Origin of the sequence: Aeromonas sp. 102P (assembly GCF_051920345.1) — a bacterium.
Classification (GTDB): Bacteria; Pseudomonadota; Gammaproteobacteria; order Enterobacterales; family Aeromonadaceae; genus Aeromonas; species Aeromonas veronii.
The window spans coordinates 646,520-664,026 of sequence record NZ_JBQBCZ010000001.1; the positions used below are offsets into that span (position 1 = coordinate 646,520).

At 59.0% G+C, this 17,507-nt stretch carries 15 protein-coding genes, 4 tRNA genes and 1 pseudogene; 8 read left to right on the forward strand and 12 right to left on the reverse strand.

Annotation, left to right across the window (positions count from 1 at the left end):
* Window positions 1-47: 47 nt before the first annotated feature.
* From ACTG1K_RS03090 to ACTG1K_RS03100, 3 genes are read right to left on the reverse strand one after another with little or no spacing between them, the layout of a single operon-like run.
* Window positions 48-3,128, reverse strand: a complete 3,081-nt coding sequence (locus ACTG1K_RS03090) for a multidrug efflux RND transporter permease subunit (RefSeq protein WP_330125588.1) — start codon at window positions 3,126-3,128, stop codon at window positions 48-50.
* Between the two features lie 15 nt (window positions 3,129-3,143).
* Window positions 3,144-4,277, reverse strand: coding sequence for an efflux RND transporter periplasmic adaptor subunit (locus tag ACTG1K_RS03095; RefSeq protein WP_005339268.1), 1,134 nt, complete (start codon window positions 4,275-4,277; stop codon window positions 3,144-3,146).
* Entirely contained in the window at window positions 4,274-4,870 is a 597-nt protein-coding gene (locus ACTG1K_RS03100) for a TetR/AcrR family transcriptional regulator (protein ID WP_005339267.1), read from the reverse strand. The genes ACTG1K_RS03095 and ACTG1K_RS03100 overlap by 4 nt, the downstream gene beginning before the upstream one ends.
* Before the next feature lie 232 nt (window positions 4,871-5,102).
* Between ACTG1K_RS03100 and ACTG1K_RS03105 the strand changes: the two genes are divergently transcribed.
* The 5 genes from ACTG1K_RS03105 (at window position 5,103) to ACTG1K_RS03125 (ending at window position 6,260) form a co-directional block, all read left to right on the forward strand.
* Window positions 5,103-5,179: transfer RNA gene (locus ACTG1K_RS03105), tRNA-Arg, on the forward strand.
* Between the two features lie 52 nt (window positions 5,180-5,231).
* Window positions 5,232-5,307: transfer RNA gene (locus ACTG1K_RS03110), tRNA-His, on the forward strand.
* A 20-nt stretch (window positions 5,308-5,327) separates the two neighbouring features.
* Window positions 5,328-5,413: transfer RNA gene (locus ACTG1K_RS03115), tRNA-Leu, on the forward strand.
* 75 nt (window positions 5,414-5,488) lie between these two features.
* Window positions 5,489-5,565: transfer RNA gene (locus tag ACTG1K_RS03120), tRNA-Pro, on the forward strand.
* A gap of 179 nt (window positions 5,566-5,744) precedes the next feature.
* The gene (locus ACTG1K_RS03125) at window positions 5,745-6,260 is read left to right on the forward strand and encodes a ricin-type beta-trefoil lectin domain protein (RefSeq protein WP_064339092.1); all 516 of its coding nucleotides are present in this window, start codon (window positions 5,745-5,747) and stop codon (window positions 6,258-6,260) included.
* Between the two features lie 34 nt (window positions 6,261-6,294).
* Here the strand turns inward: ACTG1K_RS03125 and ACTG1K_RS03130 are convergent, their stop codons facing one another.
* The 8 genes from ACTG1K_RS03130 to ACTG1K_RS03165 all read right to left on the reverse strand — a co-directional run bounded on the left by ACTG1K_RS03130 (window position 6,295) and on the right by ACTG1K_RS03165 (window position 14,267).
* Window positions 6,295-7,110: a Cof-type HAD-IIB family hydrolase gene (locus ACTG1K_RS03130; RefSeq protein ID WP_040069618.1), complete on the reverse strand. Its 816-nt coding sequence runs from the start codon at window positions 7,108-7,110 to the stop codon at window positions 6,295-6,297.
* Between the two features lie 89 nt (window positions 7,111-7,199).
* Window positions 7,200-8,240, reverse strand: coding sequence for an alpha/beta fold hydrolase (locus ACTG1K_RS03135; protein ID WP_440004802.1), 1,041 nt, complete (start codon window positions 8,238-8,240; stop codon window positions 7,200-7,202).
* The gene (locus ACTG1K_RS03140; protein WP_181270062.1) at window positions 8,240-8,899 is read right to left on the reverse strand and encodes a CatB-related O-acetyltransferase; all 660 of its coding nucleotides are present in this window, start codon (window positions 8,897-8,899) and stop codon (window positions 8,240-8,242) included. Before ACTG1K_RS03140 ends, ACTG1K_RS03135 begins: the two co-directional genes overlap by 1 nt.
* Window positions 8,899-9,630 carry a tRNA (guanosine(18)-2'-O)-methyltransferase TrmH gene (trmH, locus tag ACTG1K_RS03145; protein ID WP_042063570.1) on the reverse strand — a complete coding sequence of 244 codons (732 nt, stop codon included), beginning with the start codon at window positions 9,628-9,630 and terminating at the stop codon, window positions 8,899-8,901. The genes ACTG1K_RS03140 and trmH overlap by 1 nt, the downstream gene beginning before the upstream one ends.
* A gap of 44 nt (window positions 9,631-9,674) precedes the next feature.
* On the reverse strand, window positions 9,675-11,798 hold the full coding sequence (gene spoT, locus ACTG1K_RS03150; RefSeq protein ID WP_440004803.1) for a bifunctional GTP diphosphokinase/guanosine-3',5'-bis pyrophosphate 3'-pyrophosphohydrolase: 2,124 nt from the start codon (window positions 11,796-11,798) through the stop codon (window positions 9,675-9,677).
* A gap of 131 nt (window positions 11,799-11,929) precedes the next feature.
* Window positions 11,930-12,205, reverse strand: coding sequence for a DNA-directed RNA polymerase subunit omega (gene rpoZ / locus ACTG1K_RS03155; RefSeq protein ID WP_005307060.1), 276 nt, complete (start codon window positions 12,203-12,205; stop codon window positions 11,930-11,932).
* A gap of 79 nt (window positions 12,206-12,284) precedes the next feature.
* Complete coding sequence (gene gmk, locus ACTG1K_RS03160) at window positions 12,285-12,911, reverse strand: guanylate kinase (RefSeq protein ID WP_005339253.1); 627 nt, start codon at window positions 12,909-12,911, stop codon at window positions 12,285-12,287.
* 300 nt (window positions 12,912-13,211) lie between these two features.
* On the reverse strand, window positions 13,212-14,267 hold the full coding sequence (locus tag ACTG1K_RS03165) for a glycosyltransferase family 9 protein (protein ID WP_440004804.1): 1,056 nt from the start codon (window positions 14,265-14,267) through the stop codon (window positions 13,212-13,214).
* Between the two features lie 222 nt (window positions 14,268-14,489).
* Here ACTG1K_RS03165 and ACTG1K_RS03170 point away from each other — a divergent pair, with 222 nt between their 5' ends.
* Complete coding sequence (locus ACTG1K_RS03170; RefSeq protein WP_005339249.1) at window positions 14,490-15,203, forward strand: 3-deoxy-D-manno-octulosonic acid kinase; 714 nt, start codon at window positions 14,490-14,492, stop codon at window positions 15,201-15,203.
* A 70-nt stretch (window positions 15,204-15,273) separates the two neighbouring features.
* Window positions 15,274-16,137: a GGDEF domain-containing protein gene (locus tag ACTG1K_RS03175; RefSeq protein ID WP_257687313.1), complete on the forward strand. Its 864-nt coding sequence runs from the start codon at window positions 15,274-15,276 to the stop codon at window positions 16,135-16,137.
* Between the two features lie 6 nt (window positions 16,138-16,143).
* On the opposite strand, the gene ACTG1K_RS03180 is transcribed toward ACTG1K_RS03175, so the two are convergent.
* A complete protein-coding gene (locus ACTG1K_RS03180; protein ID WP_368170845.1) occupies window positions 16,144-16,998 on the reverse strand; it encodes a carboxylate/amino acid/amine transporter in 855 nt (284 codons plus the stop codon).
* A gap of 42 nt (window positions 16,999-17,040) precedes the next feature.
* Between ACTG1K_RS03180 and ACTG1K_RS03185 the strand changes: the two are divergent.
* Window positions 17,041-17,498: pseudogene (locus tag ACTG1K_RS03185) on the forward strand (DUF6314 family protein).
* The last annotated feature ends 9 nt before the right edge of the window (window positions 17,499-17,507 follow it).

Sequence of the window (17,507 nt, forward strand, 5' to 3'; positions counted from 1 at the left end):
AAGCATAAAAAAGGCCCCGATACGGGGCCTTTGCATGTCATTGATGATTAATGTCCGCCGTTTGCTTTGGGCGGAATGGTTTCATCGAATACCGGCAAGGGTTTGTGCTCGGAAGCCAGATAGGTATAGATCACTGGTAGCACGAACAGGGTGAACAGGGTACCGATGGCAAGACCGGCCACGATGACGATACCAATGCTGAAACGCTGTGCCGCACCGGCACCAGCGGCGTAGAGCAGCGGGATCAGACCGGCAATCATGGCGGCGGTGGTCATCAGGATCGGACGCAGACGCACCTTGGCGGCCTGCATAACGGCTTCCATCCGGTTCATGCCACGCAGTAGCTGCTCTTCCTTCGCTACTTCACAGATCAGGATACCGTGCTTGGTAATCAGACCCACCAGGGTGATGAGGCCCACCTGGGAGTAGATGTTCATGGTCGCCAGTCCCCAAGCCAAGGCAATCAAGGCCCCGCTGATGGCGAGCGGTACAGAGACCATGATGACCAGCGGGTCACGCACCGACTCGAACTGGATTGCCAGCACCAGGAAGATGATGGCCAGTGCCAGCGCGAAGGTGGCATAGAGCGCATTGCCTTCGGTGACGAACTGACGGGCTTCACCCATGAAGTCGTAACGATAGCCTTGCGGCAGCTTCTCGTCGGCGGTGGTCTGGAACCAGTTGATCGCATCACCCATGGCCACTCCCGGAGCCGGAACAGCGCCTATGGTGGCAGAGTTCAGCTGGTTGAAGTGGGGCAGGGCGCGAGGCTCACCGACCACTTCAATGCTGATCAGGCTGCCGAGCGGGATCGACTTGCCGTCTGCGGCCCGCACGTAATAGCCCTTGATTGATTCCGGATTGAGACGGTATTTGCGCTCGACCTGCGGGATCACCTCGTAGGAGCGGCCATCCAGGTCGATACGGTTGACGTAACCGTCCGCCATCATGGTGCCCATGGTGATACCGATATCCTGCATGGTGATGCCATAGGCACCCGCCTTGTCCTTGTCGATGCGGATCTTCATGGTGGCGGAGTCGTAGTTCAGATCGAGATCCGAATAGACGAACTGACCGTTACTCTGCGCCGCTGCCAGAATTTCACCGGCCACCAGGAACAGGCTTTCGAAGCTGTTCGGGGTGGTGATGACGAACTGGATCGGCAGACCACTCGATGCACCCGGCAGTTCCGGGAACTGGAAGGTGGTGATGGCCATACCCGGGATGTCTTTCACCAGATTGGCGACCCGGTCCAGCACCTCTTTCTGACTCGCTTCACGCTGGCTCCAGGGCACCATGGAGGCGATACCGAACGCCTGGTTGGCATTGAACACCCCGGAGAAGACCTGGGAGAAGGCGATCTCGGGCTGGTCGTCCAGGATCTTGTTCACATCCGCCATGGTGTTTTCGATGTAGTCCAGGTTGGCGTTGGACGGTGCGGTACCCAGCACGGCCATTACCCCCTTGTCCTCTGACGGTGCCAGTTCGCTCGGGATGAACTTGAACAGCAGCGGCAGGCTGGCGAAGACGATGACGGCGAACACCACGATGACGGGGCGCTTTTTCATCACTGCGTGCAGCATGCTGTCGTAGCGATCGGTCATCCGCTCCAGCAGGTGATGGACAGTGCTCTCGAATTTGCCCGGCTTCTCGTTGGCCTTGAGCATCTTGGAACACATCATCGGTGACAGAGTTAGGGCGATGATGCCCGAGACGAACACTGCACCGGCCAGCGTCAGGGCAAACTCCTTGAACAGGGAGCCTGTGATACCCCCCATCAGGGCGATAGGCGCGTATACCGCCGCCAGGGTGACCGTCATGGCGATAACCGGTACCGCGATCTCGCGGGTACCGATAATGGCTGCCCGGAACGGTTCTTCCCCCTCCTTGATATGACGGTCGACGTTCTCCAGCACCACGATGGCGTCATCCACCACCAGACCGATCGCCAGCACCATCGCCAGCAGGGTCATCAGGTTTATCGAGAAGCCGAACATATCCATCATCATCACTACGCCGATAAGACTGAGCGGAATGGTGATGATCGGGATGATGACCGCGCGGAACGAACCGAGGAACAGGGTGATGACCACCAGAACGATGGCGGCTGCCTCAAGTATGGTCTTGATAACCTCGTGGATGGACTCGTTGATCGCCACGGTGGAGTCATACATCACGTTGAGACGCATGGTGCTCGGCATATTGCGCTCAAGGCTCGGCAGCAACGCCAGCACATCGTGTGCGATGTTGATGGGGTTGGCTGTCGGCGCGGCGTTGACCGCCATGACCACTGCTTCGCGGCCGTTGGCGCTGGCGCGATAGATGTCGTGGCTCTTCTCGAGGGTCACCTTGGCAATGTCGGAAAGGCGGATCACCTTGCCGTCACGGGTAGCAACGACCAGACGCTTCAGCTCGTCGACATCCTTGACCTGGGTCTCGGCGTTGCCGTTGAACAGGGTGAAGTAACCGGTCGCCTGACCTGTCGCGGACTGATAGTTGTTGCTGTTGAGCACCGTCATCACATCGCTGGCCGTCAGGTTGAAGGCCGCCATCTTGGCCGGATCCAGCCATACCCGCAGGGCAAACTCGACACCGCCGTAGAGGTCAACCTTGGAGACACCGCCCACGGTAAAGAGCTGCGGCTTGATAACCCGCTCCAGATAGTCGGTGATCTGGCTGGAGTTGAGCTCCGGGCTGGTAAAGCCGAGGTAGAGCACCGCCGTGGTTGAACCGGTGGAGGAGGTAACCGACGGGTCTTCCGCCTCTTTCGGCAACTGGGAGCGCACCGAGTTCACCTTCGCCAGGATGTCGGACAACGCGGCGTTGGGGTCGGTGTTGAGCTTCATGTACGCAGTGATGGTTGAGCTGCCCAGCTGGCTGGAGGAGGTCATGAAGTCGATGTTGTCGGCTTGCGCGACCGCCTGTTCCAGCGGCTGGGTGATGAACCCCTGGATCAGATCAGAACTGGCGCCATAGTAGCCAGTGCTGACGGTGATCACCGTGTTGGTCACCTCGGGGTATTCCCGTACCTGCATCTTGAAGATGGCCTGAAAGCCCAGCAAGGCGATCAGGAAGCTGAGCGAGATCGCCAGCACAGGCCGTTTTATAAATATGTCAGTAAATCGCATCGCAGATCTCCGCGCTTACAGCATCGGGGTTTGTGCCGGAACGGCCAGGGCGTCGTTCTCGACCACATGCACCTTGGTGTCGTTGCTCAGGCGAACCTGACCCGACAGTACGATCTGGTCACCGGCCTGGATGCCGGAGAGCACATGCACATCGTTGCCACGGCGCTCACCGGCCTTGACCACAACCTGCTTGGCTCGCAGCACTTTCACCTTGTTACCCTCTTTGTCGGTCTCTTCGCCCTCTTTGAGCACGTAGACGTTCTGACCGTAAAGGGTGAAGGAGATAGCGCTCTGCGGGATCACGATCTGATCTTTCACCGTCGGCAGAATGATGCTGGCGCGGGCGAACATACCGGAACGGAGCTGACCGTCGTTGTTCGGAATGTCTGCCTGTACCTGGATCAGGCCGCTCTGGAAGTTGACCGCAGGTTCGATGGCGGTGATGTGACCATCAAACTGGGTTTGCGGATAGGCATCCACATTGATCTTGATGGTCTGGCCCAGCTTGATTTTGGAGATATCGGTCTGGGGCACGGTGAAGCGCAGGCGCATCACGCTGGTATCTTCCAGGCGCACGATATCTGTGCCCGGCTGCAGATACTGACCGAGGAACACATTGCGCAGGCCGACCACGCCGCTAAAGGGCGCACGGACTTCACGACGGGCAATGGTCGCCTTCAGACTCTCGATATCTGCTTCCAGCGAGCGATAGGCCGCTTCGGCTTCATCCAGCTGCTCTTTGGAGATGGAGCTGGTCTTGTAGAGGTTCTGGAAACGATCGAACTTGGCTTTTGCCGCCGGCAGCTTGGCCTGGGAGGCGCGCAGATTGGCCCGCTCCACGGTGGAGTCCAGGCTCAGCAGCAGCTGGTCAGCCTTGACCGGTTTGCCTGATTCGAAGGTGATGGCGTCAATGGTACCTGCCAGTTCGGTGGAGAGGGTCACCCCCTGATTCGGCTCGATGAAGCCGATCGCTTCGATGGTCGGTACCCAATCCTGCGCCTTGGTCACCATGGCGGTGACGGGGAACTCGGGTTCCGGCCGGTTGGCCATGTATTGGGCAATCATCTTCTGTTTGAACAAATTGAAGCCGATGACGCTGCCAAACAAGGCGATCGCTATCAGCAACATAATGGCCATCCACTTTTTCATGAACAGGCTCCTGAGGTGGAAAGATTGGGGGATAAAATGGCATTCCAGCTGGCCCGGATCGCGGTTTCCAACTGCGATTCGGTCAGCGTGATGTTGTGCACCCTGCACTGCAGGGCCAGATGCATGACACTGTCCAGACTCAACACCTGGAGTGCCCGTATCGGTAAATCAATAAACAATCCTTGTTCAACGCCCTGTTCAAAAAATCGGTCCAGAGGCTCCCAGGCAGCCAGAATGACAGGATTGGTCTCCAATTCTGCCCCTAGCGGAGAGCTCTCGTACTGCAATTTGCACCGGATAGCGTTGGGTTCGTTAACAAAAATGGCATGAATATTGAGCCATAATTGGCGAAATTGTTGAAATGAAACTTTATCGATTGCTACATCGGCCATGACCATGGGCACACACTGCAAGATAGTGTGCTGGTGCAGTTGCCGGATCAGATCATCCTTGTCGCCGAAGTAGCGATAGATGGTGCCGGTGGCAACATTGGCCTTCTTGGCGACTTCTGCAATCGACAGACCATGAAAACCCCGTTCACCCAGCACCTCATGGGCCGCGTTGAAGATGCTCTCTTTTTTATCCAGAATCATCAGTGTGACTTTCGATTGAATGAACGTTCATTCATTCTAGATGGGCATCAAATCAAGTCAAGGCAGCAAGGCGATTTGCGACTGCGATCTGCCCCTTTTCGGCTGTCAGCAGGGGAATAGTGGAAGAAAAGTGCGCAATGTGCTTGAAAAAACAACGAACAGTGTTTCGGTGACAGAAAAGTGTAGACAAACCAGCAACCATCATTAATAATGCGCCCCGTTCGACAGCGTAGCGCCCGTAGCTCAGCTGGATAGAGCGCTGCCCTCCGGAGGCAGAGGTCACAGGTTCGAATCCTGTCGGGCGCACCATCAAAAAGTGCGTCGGTTAAACGGGCGTTGTTGTGGAACGAAAACAGCTGTGGTGGCTGTAGCTCAGTTGGTAGAGTCCCGGATTGTGATTCCGGTTGTCGTGGGTTCGAGCCCCATCAGCCACCCCATTTTACAGCTTGTCAGGTACGCGAAGGTGGCGGAATTGGTAGACGCGCTAGCTTCAGGTGTTAGTGCCCCCCGGGTGTGAGGGTTCGAGTCCCTCTCTTCGCACCATACTTGCTGTATGACGAGGATGACCATCAGGTCGTCTTTGTTTTTTGAAGTAAACTATTTTGAAAGAAATAGCCTCGGTGATTAGCGCAGTCCGGTAGCGCATCTGGTTTGGGACCAGAGGGTCAAAGGTTCGAATCCTTTATCACCGACCACATTTAGAAAAACCTCGCTTCGGCGGGGTTTTTTGCTTTCTGGCCTCCGCTGGGCCAGTACTCTCTCCCTGTTACGTCTGTTTACACTCTATTTGGGCAGCGCGCCCCGCCTTTCGGTTATGCTTCAGCCTCGAGTCACTGACAACCGGATGTCATCGGCCCATTTCAGGCATTTTTCCATGAATGACAAAATTTCCTTTGCTTGCTCTCCCGCCCTGCTGGCTGCCTTGCTGCTAGGGGGCTGTACCATCAAGCCGCCATCCACCGATGTGATGATGGGCTCCATTGCATCACAACCGCAGGAGGAACGTTCTCTCTCCCCCTTGCTGACCAGCGGTGATTTTTGCGTTGCGGTGTCCCAGCAGAAGGTGTTGGCACAACCTTGCAGCGGAAAAGACGATCAACTGTTCGAGTGGGATCTGGGTGAGTTGCGCCTGCAGGATCTCTGTTTGCAAGCCAAAAACGACAGCGAAGTGATGCTGGCACCCTGTGACGGTCAGGCGCAGTGGGAGTGGCAGAAAGACAGGCTGTTCAACAGCAAGGTCTCCCGCTGCCTCGATGTGGCCGGACGACGCCATACTCCCGGCACGCCGCTGCGGCTGGCCGAATGCTACGGCGGGGCGAACCAGAGCTTCAGCTGGCAGCGGCCCAATCCCTGGCTGGAAACCCTGAAAAAACAAAGCCTCACATGGTGAGGCTTTGCTGAATCGGATGTCGGGAGGAAGAGGATCAGGCTGCGCTGACGTTCTCCAGCTCGAACAGCTTTTCCAGATAGACGGCAACGCCATCTTCATCGGAGGTGAGGGTCTGCTCATACTCCGGCAGCGCCATTTTCAGGCGGTCATGGGCGTTGCCCATCACGATACCGCGTCCCACCATGGTCAACATCTCGAAGTCGTTCATGCCATCCCCGAAGGCGATCGCCTCGGACATATCGAACCCGTTCTGCTCCAGCACGGCACGCACCGCATTACCCTTGTGCACCCCGGCGTGCATCACTTCGAGGCAGTCTGGCAATGAGAAGGTGACGTTGAGCTGGTCGCCATAGCGCTGGTTGAGGTGCGCCTCAATCTTCAGCAGTTTCTCGTGGTCGCCGATGTAGAACACCTTGTTGATCTGCTCTTTCGGTTCCTGTTTCAGGTCATCGACCAGACGGTAGGTGAAGCCGGATTCGTCATGGAATTGCAGCAGCCAGGGCAGCTCTTCTTCCACCACCCAGTCATCACCCTGATAGACATTGAGGTGGATAGAGGGGTCGCGCTCCAGCGCAATCAGTTCGGCGGCGATCTCGGTCGGCAGCGGCTGGTTGAAAATCAGCTGATCCTGTTTGTCATGGACCACGGCGCCATTGGAGGTAATGAGGTAGATGTCCATCCCCAGCGCATCGCGGAAGCTGCGAACGTCAACGTGATGACGGCCGGTGGCGACTACGAATTTCACACCTTGTTCTACCAGGCGGTGCAGGGTATCCCGGGTACGGGGAGAGATCTGGTGCTGCTTGTTGAGCAGAGTGCCATCGAGATCGGATACAACTACCTTGAACATCATTACCTCGGCATCGATTGAAAACAGGGGCAGTTTACCTTAGCCCGCACTGTCACCCCATTTATTTAGGGTTACAAAAAATAGTCAGCTCAGAAGCGGGCGAAAAAGTCGACCATCGCGGTCAGGGCGGGCTGGCGTTTGTCATCGGATTCGATAAACAGTTCGTGCCAGGCTCCCTCGATGCGCAGCGGTTTGCCCCCTTCGCACTTGGCAATGGTGCAGAAGCGATCCTGCGCGGCATTGTCCACCACGCTGTCGCTGCCAGCTTGCAGCACCAGCAACGGGGTTTTGATGGCGCCCGCATCGGCGATGGCGGCATCGGCACCAGTGATCCCTTGATAAATCCAGTGGACGGTCGCGCCACCCAGCTTGATCTGCGGGTGCCGCTCGTAGATTTGGCGGAAGGCCTGATAGCGGGGCTGGCTGTGAGTCAGTTCGTTATCGGCAAAGCCGTGATCCTGATAGGCGCCCTGACCGGGGCCGTAGGGAGGCTCGCCAAGCCAGCCGCCGACCGTGCCTATGGTGCTCGCCAATCCCTTGGCCAGCCACTTGGGCAGACCGCCGAGATTGATGCCCAGCATGGGGGAGGAGAGCACGGCCGCCTTGATATCATCGGGCCAGCGTTCCAGATAGCGGGCCGAGATGGCGCCGCCCATGGAGTGGGCCAGCAGGAACAGCTTGGCAGGCTGGTCCGCCATGATGATCTGGTCGTGAAACTGTTTCAGATCGACCACATAATCGTCGAACTGGTCGACATATCCCTTCTGCGGGTCATTCAGCATCCGGCCAGACATCCCCTGACCGCGATGGTCGATGAGATAGAGGCTGTAGCCCTGACGCCAGAGATCCCACGCCAGCTCCTGATACTTGAGGTAGCTCTCGACCCTGCCATTGACGATCAGGATGGCGCGATCAACCTTCTCCTGCCGCAGCGCAGCATAGCGGATGGTCACCCCATCCTTGCCCTTGAACTCCCCTTCAACCGCATGCTGGCGCCAGAAGTCGGGCAGGGTTTCCTGGTAGAGGCTGGGTACATCGGCTTCGCTGGTGAGCTGATAGGTATTGGTCACGGCAAGGGCTCCGGCAGAAAACAGGGTCAGGGCCAACAGGGAAAGAGAGAGGGATTTCATCAGGCACACTCCTGTTGCCAATGGTGATAAAGGGCGGCGATATCCCCCGAGCAGAGTAGCGCCATGCTGGCTTGCAAGCGGGGCAGTGGCCAGTCCCACCACTGCATCTCTTGCAGCATGAGGATCTGCTCATCACTGAAGCGACGGCGGATCGGCTGGGCCGGGTTGCCGCCGACTATGGTGTAAGGGGCCACATCCCTGGTCACCACGGCGCGGGTGGCGATGACGGCGCCATCACCTATGGTGATGCCGGGCATGATCATCACTTCCGAGCCGATCCAGACATCGTTGCCAATCCGGGTGTCCCCCTTGCGCTGGAAGCCGCTGCGGGCCCCTTCGCCAAAGGTGTCGGGGTTGAACGGGAAGGTTGAGACCCAATCCAGCCGGTGGCCCTGATTGCCCGCCAACATGAAGGTGGCGCCCGAGCCGATGGAGCAGAACTTGCCGATGATCAGCCGATCCACCTCGCCCCAGAGGCCGCTCTCCCAGGTGTCGCGGGTCGAGCCATCGCCGAGCAGGTAGCGGACGCAGTGATCCTCGAACGGCTTGCCGTGGTAATAGCCGGAGTAGTAGCTGTAGTCACCGGCCTCTATGTTCGGGTTGGTCAGGTGATCCCGGATGATTTGCGATTCCAGCCAGCTGCCAAAAGGGTTCTCCATCACTCCTCCTGCGGATCGTCCTGTTCGCTCTGCTGCGCCCACCCTTTGCGGGTCAGCTGCATCCGTTGCCACCACTCTTCGTCCGCCAGAATTTCACCGGCCGGGCCGAGCTGGGGGTAGGGCATCTCTTTCTCTTTGCAGAGCTGGGCATAGATAGGATAACCCCCCTCGAACAGGATGCTGTTCTGCTCCTCCAGCGTGAGCGGGCAGCCGCGTTGATAGCAACCGGCCAGCTCGCGCTGGCGCTGCGCCTCGTAGAGGATAGCGGCGGCAGCCACCGAGACGTTGAGGGACTGCACCATGCCCACCATGGGGATGACGATATGGTGGTCGGCCAGCGCCAGCGCCTCTTCACCGATGCCGTGCTTCTCCTGACCCACCAGAATGGCGGTCGGTTTGGTGTAGTCGATAGCGCGAAAATCGACGGAGCTGTCGGAGAGGTGGGTTGCCAGGATCTGCATGCCTGAAGCTTTCAGCTCGGCAACGGCGCTGCCGATGTCCGGGTGCAGTTTTACATCCACCCAGTTCTGGCTGCCGCGGGCGGTGCCCTTGCGTTTGTGGATCCAGGTTTTGGGCCAGACGGCGTGTACCCGGTGGATGCCGATGGCATCGGCGGTACGCACGATGGCGGCCAGATTGTGAGGTTTGTGTACCTCTTCCATACAGACGGTCAAATCGAGCTGACGCTGGGCCAGCATATCGGTGATGCGCTTGAAGCGTTCGGGGGTCATGGCTTGTCTCTATAAAAGCAGCAGGCGGCTTGCGCCGCCTGTGTTCAGTTCTTCTGTCGGCTCACCTTGAGCACGTTGGGCATCACGCGGATCTTGCGCATGATGTTGGCCAGGTGGATGCGGCTCTTGGTGGTGATGAGCAGGCTGACCTGATAGACCCGGCCATCCTTCTCTTCGGTGCTGATGGCGTGAATATTGGCGCCGGTGGCGGCAATCACGTTGGCCAGCTCGGCCAGCGCACCCTGATGGTTGACGATCTCGATGCTGATGCCGGTGCGGAACTCCTGTTCCTGCTCCTGCTCCTTGTCCACTTCCCACTGCACCGGCAGGTACTTGTCCGGCTCCTTGCTGTAGCCCTTGATGTTGCGACAGGCTTCCTGGTGGATCACCAGACCCTTGCCTGGGCTGATGTGGGCGATGATGGCATCTCCCGGGATCGGACGGCAGCAGTTGGCGAAGGTGACCAGCATGCCGTCGGCACCCTTGATCGGCATCTTCTTGCTGCTGGTTTTGGGCTGCTCTTCCGGCGGCAGTTCATCCCCCAGCATGCGGCGCGCCACCATGACGCTCATGGCGTTGCCGAGGCCCACATCGGCCAGCAGCCCCTGCAGATTTTCGTGCTTGGTATCGGCCAGCACCTGCTTGATGCGTGGCTCGGGAATATCTTCGATATTCTTGGCACCCAGCGCATGGTTGAGCAGGCGGCGACCCAGCACCACCGACTCTTCGGTGCGCAGGTTTTTGAGGAACTGGCGGATCTTGGATCGTGCCTTGGTGGTCACCACGAAGTTGAGCCAGGCCGCGTTGGGGCGAGCGCCCGGCGCCGTGATGATCTCCACCGTCTGACCCGAGTGCAGCGGGCTGCTGAGCGGGTAGGGATGGCGGTCGACCCGCGAACCGACGCAGGCGTGGCCGATGTCGGTGTGCACCGTATAGGCGAAGTCCACCGGCGTGGCGCCAGCGGGCAGCTCCATGATGCGTCCTTCCGGCGTAAACACGTAGATCTCGTCGGGGAAGAGGTCGGTTTTGACCCCCTCGATAAATTCAAAGGAGCTGCCAGCGCTCTGCTGCAATTCCAGCAGGCTCTGCATCCAGCGCTGGGCTCGGATCTGGGCCGTGGTGCCCGAGCTGTCGCCATCCTGCTTGTAGGCCCAGTGGGCGGCAACCCCTTTGTCGGCCATCTGATCCATGAACTCGGTGCGAATTTGCACCTCTACCGGTACCCCGTGCGGCCCCACCAGAGAGGTGTGCAGCGACTGGTAGCCGTTGGTCTTGGGGATGGCGATGTAATCCTTGAAGCGGCCGGGGCGCGGCTTGTAGAGGCTGTGCATCTGCCCCAGCACCCGGTAACAGGTATCTATGTCCTTCACCTTGACCCGAAAGGCGTAGATATCCATTACCTCATGAAATTGCAGCTCTTTTTTCTCCATCTTGTTGTAGATGGAGAACAGGTTCTTCTCGCGGCCACTGACCTGATGCTCGATCCCCGCCTCTTTCAGACGACCGCTGATTTCGCTCTGGATGGAGTCGATAATCTCGCGGCGATTGCCACGGGCGCGGCGCACCGATTCGCGCAACACGCGGGAGCGCATCGGATAGAGCGCCTCGAAGCCCAGCTCTTCCAGCTCGTTCTTCATGGTGTGAATACCGAGGCGGTTGGCGATGGGGGCGAAGATTTCGAGGGTTTCCCGGGCGATGCGGCGGCGCTTGTCCGGTCGCAGGGAGCCCAAGGTGCGCATATTGTGGGTGCGGTCGGCCAGCTTGATCAGAATGACCCGGATATCCTGGGTCATCGCCATCACCATCTTGCGGAAGTTCTCGGCCTGCGCCTCTTTGCGATCGCGAAACTTCAGCTTGTCGAGCTTGGAGACCCCGGCCACCAGTTCTGCAACCGCGTTGCCGAATTGTTCGGCCAGATCGGCCTTGGTGACAGAGGTGTCTTCGATGACGTCGTGCAGCACGGCGGCCATCAGGGTTTCATGATCGAGGCGCATGTCACCCAGGATTCGGGCAACGGCAACAGGGTGGGTGATATAGGGTTCGCCACTGGAACGCATCTGGCCCTGGTGGGCATCACGGGCCACCACATAGGCTTGCTTGAGCTTCTCAACCTGCTCTGGCGGCAGGTAGGAACTGGCTATTTCTTTAAGGTTTTCAAATAAATACAAGACAGTCCCCGCAGCGGTGAAACGGCAATTCGTGGAATTGAGGGTATAGCCCTGAGTTTGCGAGGTTTTCGAGCGGTTGTAAATGGGGATGAACAGTCGGCACCCGGGCGGGTGCCAACCGGAGGAATAACTTAACCGCGGCCTTCGGCGATGGCAGCAACGGCAGCCAGCTCGGCGGCTTCCTGCTCTTGCTGTTCGTAGCGGTCCTGGGTGTCCATCACTTGATTGTTCACCAGACCCAGCTCGATCTCACGCAGGGCGATCACAGTCGGCTTGTCGTTCTCTTCGTCGACCAGGGGATCTTTGCCTTGTACCGCGATTTGACGAGCGCGGCGCGCGGCGACCAGCACCAGGTCAAAACGGTTACCTACCTGTTTTACAGCATCTTCTACAGTAACGCGTGCCATGCAGGACTCCAGTGTTTGGGCTTTCTGTATTTAGAAAAGCAGTGTTTAAAAATGACGCAAAAGTTTACTTGTTTTTGGCTTACTCTGCCAGTAGCTGTTGCAGCAAGTTTTTTTGAGCCTGTTGCTGGTGACGCATCTCCAGCCGTTGGCACTCAATAATGGACCTGAGCTGGAACAGCGCCTGCTCGAAGTCTTCATTGATAATGACATAGTCATACTCGTCGTAGTGCACCATTTCGGCAATGGCTTTCGCCATCCGGCCGGCAATCACTTCGGCGCTGTCCTGACCGCGCCCAATCAGGCGGCGTTCCAGCTCTTCGCGGCTGGGGGGCAGGATGAAAATGGATTTGGTCGGCATCTGCTCGCGGATCTGGCGGGCACCTTGCCAGTCGATGTCGAGGAATACGTCGATCCCCTTGGCCAGACAGGCTTCGATGGCGGCGCGTGAGGTGCCGTAGTAGTTGCCGAACACTTCGGCCCACTCCAGAAAATCACCGCGCTCGATCAGCGCCTTGAACTCTTCCACCTGAACGAAGTGGTAGTGTACGCCGTGCTCTTCGCCAGGACGGGTGGCGCGAGTGGTGTGGGAAACCGACAGCTGCATCTTGCCAGCTTGATTGTGGTTGGTCAGCAAGGCATTGAGCAGACTGGATTTACCCGCGCCGCTCGGAGAAGAGATGATATAGAGAGTGCCTTGTTGCGCCATATTATTACCTTTAATCGAAACCGCTGTTTTGGTTGTAGCAGAGACCGCCGTCTTGTGCCCGAAAGGGAGACAGCCAAACGCAAAACGCGGAAAATTCTTGAGTCAGGAGGATGTAAAGGCGGCGAATTTTACCAGAATGCGGCGAATAAAAAAACGGCCGGAATCATATTCCAGCCGATCAAAGTATTCGTAGCTTGCTGCGGGAGCGTAACCCACATCAGCCTGCATTGTGCCTTTGGCTGAGGGCAGAGGCTATCAGGTTATCCCTGCCTGATGGCTCGGAATTCCCGAGTTGCCCTGTCACTGCGGCAGCTGACGATCGGCACAGAGGCGGTCGAATGCGGCGATCACCTGCTCGCTGGTGATTTTTCGCATGGCCTCCGGGTCTTTGAGACGGGTGCGCCAGCTCAATTCGGCCAGCGGCTTGCCGGTCTCCTGCTCGACCAGCTCCCGATAGACGCTGACCACGTAGTCGCGGCACAGATATGGGCCGGTGCGGGCCGGATTGTGGTGGGCATAGAGACCGATCACCGGCGTGCCCACTATGGTGGCCATATGGGTGGGGCCGGTATCGGGGGCCAGCACCAGACTCGCCTCACCAATCAGTGCCAATAACTGCTTGAGGTTGGTCTGCCCCACCAGATCGACCGGCTTGCTCTGGCTTAAGCGCTGGATCTCGGCAGCCAGATCCTGCTCCAGCTTGGCCGGCCCGCCACAGAGATAGACCTGAAAGCCCTTGCTGGCGGCGTGATCCGCCAGCGCGGCATAGCCTGCGGCCGTCCAGTTCTTGAACGCCTTGCTGGCGGCGGCGCAGATCAGCAGGGTCGGTTTGCCGCCAATCTTCTCCCTTGCCCACGCCTGATGTTCGGCGCTGATGGGCAGTTGCCAATCCGGGGTCAGATCCTTGATGCCGAGCTCTTTGGCGAAAGCGAGGAAACCGTCCAGCACATGGGGGGAGGCAGGCGAAGGCACCTTGTGGTTGGTGAACAGCCACTGGCCGTCGTTGGCTCGCTCCCGATCAAACCCGAGTTTGACCTTGGCGCTGATGCCGAGGGTGGCAATGCTGGCCCGCATCGCCGCCTGCAGGTGGAGCAGGGCATCGAATTTGCGCCCCTTGAGGGTCTGCCAGAGATCGCGATAGCCGCGCCACCCCTTGCTCTTGTCGAAGGGGATCACCTCGACCCCGGGCAGATCGGCAAACAGGGTTGCTTCGATTTTGCCGGTGATCCAGGTGATGCGGGTCTGTGGCCACTCCCGCTGGATGACGCGCACCAGCGCCAGTGCGTGGCAGCAATCCCCGATGGCGGAGAGCCGCAGGATGCAGATGGAGGAAGGGGGCGTTTGAAATAGCGGCATGTTGTGGCGTACGGCTGGCAAAAAGGGTGGATGGCATTATGCAAACTCCCCTCTGGATTGTAAAATTGCGCACAATCGTCAGCCGGGATAGGCCGGGCCCAGCGCCATGACCTGTTTCTGCACGTCGTTGATTAAAGGCCACTATTGCGGGCATGCCAGAGCGGCAGCCTCATCGCCAATTGAAAAATTGCGATCCATGACCCACCGAGCGGGATCTCCACGATGCGAGTACAGACCGAACACAACCAGATCTGCTGGTATGCCGAAGGGGCCTTTCGCGACCCCTCTCCCCAGTTATTCGATCCTGCCTGGTGGCAGAACAACCGTCAGGTGGTAGGGACCTCCATCGGACGGGGAGTGACCTGGTTCGTCAAGGATGAGTCCCGCCATCTGGTGCTGCGCCACTACTATCGCGGCGGCATGGTGGGCAAGGTGGTGCGGGATCGCTTCTGGTTCGAAGGGGTCGAGTCGAGCCGTGCCATGGCCGAATACACCCTGCTGGCCAAGCTGTGTGAGCTGGGGTTGCCGGTGCCGCGTCCGTTTGGTGCCCGCATGGTCAAACAGGGCCCATTCTATCGTGCCGATATCCTGATTGAGCGAATTCGCGGTGCCAAGGATATGGTGGCGCTGCTCAAGCAGGGGCCGGTGGCGACCGAGGTGTGGCACAAGATAGGCCAGACGGTGCGCCAGCTGCACGATGCCGGGGTCTATCACGCCGATCTCAACAGCCACAACCTGCTGCTCGATAAAGAGGGCAAGGTGTGGGTGATCGATTTTGACAAGGGGGCGATCCGCTCCCCCGGCGAGTGGCAGAAGGCCAATCTGGAACGCTTGCTCCGTTCATTCAATAAAGAGTCTCAACTGCATACCAGTTTCCACTTCGTACCGGAGAACTGGCAGACCTTGATGAACGGGTATCAGGGAAAAGCACTCTGACCCTGTTGCTCGGCGTGAACGCCAATGTTACTTATTGAGCAGGTATTCAGATCCTGTTTCGAGGCGCCCCATGGAAATGCTCAAGACACCTTTGGTCGATGTGACTGTCCGGCTTGATCCGGGTCTGCTGTCTGATGCCATGGCGCTGCTGGAGGCGGGGATCTGGAGCTGGTCAGCCCAACATGGACTGCAGCGTGATCCCTCCTGCCTGCGCCTGTTGGGATTGGGAGAGTGTTGGCCGGATGATCTCGGCTGGCTGGATCGGGTTCATCCCGACGATGTTGCCCGGCTGGAAGATGCCCTGCTCGCCTGCCAGAGCGGCCGCAGCAGCGGTCTGCGCCTCGAATACCGCATTCTGCATCATCACGGTCACTACATCCGGCTGGAAGAGCGGATGCGTCGCGATGAGCGGGGCTATCTGCTGGGGGTTGTCCGTCACCTCGATCCCGCAGCCGTGCTGGTGGAGGAGCGACATGGCACCGATCCGCTGACCGGTTTGGAGAGCCGTGGCCGCTTCGAGCAACTGCTGGAGGATCGGCTGGCGACCGAGAGTGGCACTTTCAGTCTGCTGCAGTTTTCGGTCGATCATATGGCCAAAATCCAGCAATTGTTTGGCGAAGCTGCTTGCGACGCCATGCTGGCCAAGCTGGCGCGTATCGTGCGTCACGAACTGCGGCGGGAAGATCCCTTCGCCCGCTGGGATGAGGACGGTTTTATCCTGATGCTCTCCCAGACCGAGCGGATGAGTGCGCTGGAGATCGCCGAGCGGCTGCGCCTCGAGATTGCCGATGCCAGCCTGCTGTCACAGCGGCCGGTCACCGTCAGCATCGGGCTGGTGCAGAGTCAGGCTGGCGAGCAGCTCGATCATCTGCTGGCCCGGCTGGCCAGCTGTCACAGTCAGGCCAGACGGGAGCACAACACCGTCGTCGGCTGAGTGCGGTCAGGGTTGGCCGCGCTTGTCACGCTGGCAGACCCAGAGCGAGGCCAGCATCAGCAGGCCGCCGATGGTCAGTCGGGTCAGGTCGGTATCCTTGCCCCAGAGCAGCAGATTGACCAGCAAGCCGGCCGGAATGAGCGCATTGTTCATGATGGCCAGCACCCCGCTGGTGACCTGCGTCGCCCCCTTGTTCCAGAGGAAGTAGCCGAGGCCGGAGGCACCCACCCCCAGCCAGAGCAGAATGCCCCACTGCAACCCTGACGTTGGGTATTGCGGCTTGCCCAGTAGCCACCAGGCGGGCAGTGCGATCACCAGCGCTCCCAGATAGAAGCAGCCGAACACCGCCAGTTGCGGCGGTTGCTCCGCCTCCCGTGCCAGCATTACCTTGTAGCCCACTTGACCCAGGGCGAAACAGAGGTTGGCCCCCTGCACTACCAGAAATCCCAGCACATAGCTTTCGGTCAGGCCGTCGAAGCGGATGACGGCTGCCCCGAGCACCGCCAGCAGGGCGCCCCACAGATAGGTAGGCTTGAAGCGGCGCTCCAGCAGATCGTGGAGCAGGGTGACGTAGATGGGGGTGAAGATGGTAAAGACCAGCACTTCCGGCACCGTCAGCAGCAGGAAGGAGTGGTAGTAGAAGAGATACATGATGCCGAGCTGGATGGCGCCGAGGGCCATCAGCTTGGCCGCCAGATCGGGGCGCAGCCAGCGGCGGCGCAGGAAGGGGAGAAACACCAGACTGGCGAGGGCGATGCGGGTCAGCACCGAGAAGTAGGCATCCACCTGACCGGCGAGGTAGACCCCGATCAGGCTGAAGGAGAATGACCAGAGCAGGGTGACCCCTATCAAGTAGTTCATGTGTTTGATTTATCGTCAGTTGTCAATTTTAAGGGGGCTATGATGGCCGAGATGGAAGCGGCAATCCAGCGTTTATGGACGCGATTGCCACAGGTCGGAGCATTTTCCTTTACCGCCAGCAATGGCGAGGGGTCGGCGACCGACTGGAATGGTCGGGGCGAGGGGCGTGTGCAGGTGACCGATCATCATGGTGGCTGGCTGTTTAACGAGCAGGGCCGTTACATCACGCCTCATGGCAGGGAACTCGCCATGCACAACCGCTTCTGGTGGCAGCGCAGTGCGCGGGGATCCGTCTCTCCCATCTGCGTTATCAAGCGCCGGTCGAGCTGTTCGAGCTGCTGCCGCAGGGGGATGGCCGCTGGCTGACCGCCGAGCCCCATCTGTGCGGGGCGGATCACTACAGCGCCGAGTTGATCGAGATCGACGGCGGTTTTCTGCTGAGCTGGCAGATCACCGGGCCGCGCAAGAACGAGCGACTCAGCTATCGCTATCTGATCTGACGCCGGCTG